2 protein-coding genes are annotated in these 4,499 nt (G+C 38.8%); both read left to right on the top strand.

Annotated features, from left to right (window positions below; genetic code table 11):
* On the top strand, window positions 1-1,224 hold a 1,224-nt coding region (locus CWO92_RS24745), incomplete at its 5' end, for a phage tail protein (protein WP_101356831.1).
* A gap of 11 nt (window positions 1,225-1,235) precedes the next feature.
* Entirely contained in the window at window positions 1,236-3,539 is a 2,304-nt protein-coding gene (locus CWO92_RS24750) for a phage tail spike protein (protein ID WP_101356832.1), read from the top strand.
* Window positions 3,540-4,499: the final 960 nt, after the last annotated feature.

Consider the following 4,499-nt stretch of genomic DNA (forward strand, 5'->3'; position numbering starts at 1 on the left):
AATGGGACGGCAGAATGCTATCCCATTTTTACTTGCTTACCGAAAAAAGATGTAACAAAAATTGCTATAACTGACCAAGACGGCAATTATGTTTATGTCGGGGCAGATGTAGATCCAGATACAGGGGACTCTCCAATAAATAAAGAGCCTTTAGTCTTTCATGACCCTTGTAGTACATTGGCCACGTGGACTGAAATTACGAAGGATAATCTTACCTTTCAAATAGAAAACGGTATACCTTCTGGAACAATGAAATCAACCGGCAATGCATTGAAAGTAGGATTAGACTCGAATGGGGTATCTGACTTTGGACCGGCAACAAACAATAAAAAATGGCATGGTCCAGTTAGACAACAATGGTTGCCTAATGCTTACGATGACTGGAGATTATTGATAAGAATGTATAACTATCAATATTATCCACGTGCGCATGGAAAAGTAGAATTATATTTACTAGATGAAGATGGGGCAAGAATCGGTAAAATCATGCTGAAAGATGCTAGTAATAGTGAGGAAGTTGCCGTTCAGTTTCAAATTGGAACCTCCTCAAGCTTCAAAGAAATTTATGCTGGTGTGGGGAAAGTGAAAAAGGGGAAAAAGACAACCAAAACAGTTAAGCTTGGGAATGGTACCAAAACGGTTACTTCAAAGGGAAAGAAAAAAACCGTTCAGCAATGGAAGACGGTTAAATTGGATGAAGATACATCAACATCCACCTATACCAATTTTTACGGATACTTACGTCTTCAAAAAATCGGGAACAAATATCAAGTGTATATACTCAAGTTGGACTCAAACTCTAATCCATTGTGGGATAAGCCGATAATCGTTAATTGGACTGATACCAGTAATAAGTATTCCAAGAAGAAATTAGCTGGAGTAGCTTTTTACACTGCCAAAATGGATATTTCCGAAGATGCAGCGAAGCCTCCTAAAAGCTACAAAAATAATAATATGGGATTAGCTGATGTGAAAGTTTGGAATATTATCGATGGCGGGAACGGTGCTGCTACGGAACCAACAATCATTGCGCATAATGGAGATGAAATAAAGATCAATAGTGAGGATCATACGGTTTATAAAAATGGTGCTCCATTCATGCAGAATTTTTATATTGGTTCGGAATTTCCCCTCATGAAAGGTGGAATTTTAAAGACCTTTGCGTTTGAGCCAAATTTAGACGAAGCAGATTGGTACGTGGAGTATCGACCAACTAAGAACTAGGGGGTGATAGCTTGTATACAATATTAGATCCCAATCTAAATGTTTGTGGTGTATTGGATTTGAACGGAAAAGGCTGCAAATTTTATGATGATTTACGTTCGGTGAAAATTGCAGATGACCAGGGAAAAATATGGTCTGATACGCTTCAAATTAGTGTTCCTTATGGATATCGCGAAACAGAATATATGACACAAGGCTATCACCTTCTAAAACAGGCAGATGATGGCTTTTTTTATTGTTTCCGTATAACAGAATGGGAAGACGATGCTATTGGTTCCACTCACGTGAAAACGGTACAAGCTGTTAATCTATTAGCATGGGACTTAACACATAAAATCGTACAACCTAAAACGTTTAGTGCAGCAAACAGCCAAACAGCATTTGAACACATCTTGCAGCAGTCTGGATGGGAAATAGGGAATAATGATTTCTTCGGTGGGGTAAAATCTTTAGAATTTAGCGCAGGGAATAATGCTCAATATTGGCTAGACCAACTCACCAGTCAATTTAGCGTGGAGATTAGAGCCTATGTCCAGGTATACAATGGAAAAATTGTTCGTAAATTAGTCGACATTGTGGAAGAACTGGGTGAATCGCTAGGATATCGGGTGGAATATAGTTATGACTTATTAGGATTGACTCGAACTGGTAGCGACCAAGAAATGTACACCAAACTTTTTGTGTATGGTGGCACTAATAGTAAAAACGAGGTTGTCACCATTGCCAGTGTGAATAATGGTCGTGAATACATCGTCGATGAAGACGCCAACGATTTATACAACAATGGCGGTCCATATTTAGAAGGGTATGTGGTAAATGACCAAATCCTTAATCCTTCTGGCCTTTTGGATTGGGGAAAGGAGCAATTAGAGAAATTTAATCATCCAAAATATAACTACAATGTGGATGTAGCTTATTTGGGATTTAGGCCCAACTTAGGTGATCACTTTCAAGTAGTGGATTTTTCTATGCAACCGGAATTAACCATTGCAGCAAGGGTGATTCAATTAGACGAGTCAGAAGCTAATCCTACCAATAACAAAGTAATACTTGGTGAATTTATTGAAATTGTCGCTGTTACACCTTCAGACATATGGGAATTGAGATCAAAAGCTTCCCAGGCTTACCAAGAAGCACAAAAGGCAAAATCCTATAAAATTGAGTATTTTACACCGGATGGAACGGATTTTGCGGATGATACCGAAAAGAGAATTATTATCCGTGTTTATTACGGTACAGAAGAAATTACTTCTCAAATCAGTAATGATAAGTTTGTTTGGCAAAAAATAAATTCCGATGGTTCCCATGATACTGCCTGGGAAAATTCCCATATAGGTATTGGAAATATCATCACAGTTGGTTCAGAGGTTGCAAATTCAACCATTCGATGCCAAGTGGACGATGGACTATCGGATCCAATCATTTTTGCTACGGAAGAAGACGCAACTTATTTTGCAACTTTGCAAATGGATCCTCCGGATGGATGGGATGACTTCACAAAAGGTGTTGCGCAATATGCCCAGGTTGATGATGTGCACGGTGATATTTATTGGTCACAAGGCTATACAGGTCCTAAAAATGGGGATGCAGTATCTTCCTATTTAATCACAAGAACCGACCTAACCGGAGCTATCAAAGATAGGATGTGGGCCATAAACGGTGGACACGGTGCCCATTTTGGCATTGAATACGTGGATGGTCAAATGTGGATTTGGTCTTATTATCGTGACAACAATAATAAGTGGCATATCGTTAAGTATAAATACCAGGCGAATAAGATACTAAAATGGGGAGACAGCAGCATCGTTGATTTACTATCTGTAAATGAAGAATTACGAACGAACTTGGACGTACAAAATGGGTACGTCCTTTTTGTTGGCGGAAAAGCTGACCCAACATTTTACGTTTGTAAAAAATCAGATGTTTTAAATCACATCTATAAGCCGGTGTATACGGCAAAAGGTAGTGATATTAATTATTTTGGTACCGAACAGACTTATCAATCTGCATGCTTAGATTTCCCTTATGTTTATTTTACTAGTGGAAGTTCCACCGGAGAGGACCAACGGTGTTTATATTGTTTTGATATCCGTTCAAAGTCGTTGGTTTATCGAATTGTTTATACGCTTGATAAAGGAACCATTGAAGAAATCAACAATCATAACGAGCCGGAAACAATAAGCTATTATTACGACTCCAACGGGAAGAAATGGTTGATACAAGGTTTCGCTTTTGGGAATGAAGATGTGGAAAGTAACCAACGTACTAATCAACTTTTCCGTATCGATGAGCATAAGCGAGGAGGTGGGACATAATGGCAATCATGGGGAGCGTTGATATCCCTTTTACTAATTCTTCTAAAGTGGCAAAAGGAGCAGAGCAAACGGCTGGAAAAGCGCAAGAAACTGCAAATGGCGCAGCACAAACAGCTAATGATGCTCTTGCAANAACGTAATGGTAATCATGGGGAGCGTTGATATCCCTTTTACTAATTCTTCTAAAGTTGCAAAAGGAGCAGAGCAAACGGCTGGAAAAGCGCAAGAAACTGCAAATGGCGCAGCACAAACAGCTAATGATGCTCTTGCAAAAACAAATGAAATACAAAAAATAGTGGATGCAGTTAATGATGCGGTATCACAGGCACAAAAAGATACTGCTAATGCGATTAATCAAGCTAATACTGCGGTTGATACAGCGAACAAAGCTACACAGGACGCTCAAAATGCAATTAATCAAGCACAAGGTGCATTTGATAATGCTCAAAATGCTTTAGTAAATGCTGGTGACGCAATTGATATTGCTAATGCATTAAGNAATTCTTCTAAAGTGGCAAAAGGAGCAGAGCAAACGGCTGGAAAAGCGCAAGAAACTGCAAATGGCGCAGCACAAACAGCTAATGATGCTCTTGCAAAAACAAATGAAATACAAAAAATAGTGGATGCAGTTAATGATGCGGTATCACAGGCACAAAAAGATACTGCTAATGCGATTAATCAAGCTAATACTGCGGTTGATACAGCGAACAAAGCTACACAGGACGCTCAAAATGCAATTAATCAAGCACAAGGTGCATTTGATAATGCTCAAAATGCTTTAGTAAATGCTGGTGACGCAATTGATATTGCTAATGCATTAAGTGTAAAAGTGGATGAAAATACTGGAGATATTTCAGCGATAGTACAGACAACTTCCAGCCTCACATCTAGAATTTCAACAACTGAGGGAAATGTAAGTACTTTACAACAAACTGCAAATAGTTTTGCTACTAGAATTTC

This window comes from Heyndrickxia camelliae, from assembly GCF_002844575.1.
Taxonomy (GTDB): domain Bacteria; phylum Bacillota; class Bacilli; order Bacillales; family Bacillaceae_C; genus Margalitia; species Margalitia camelliae.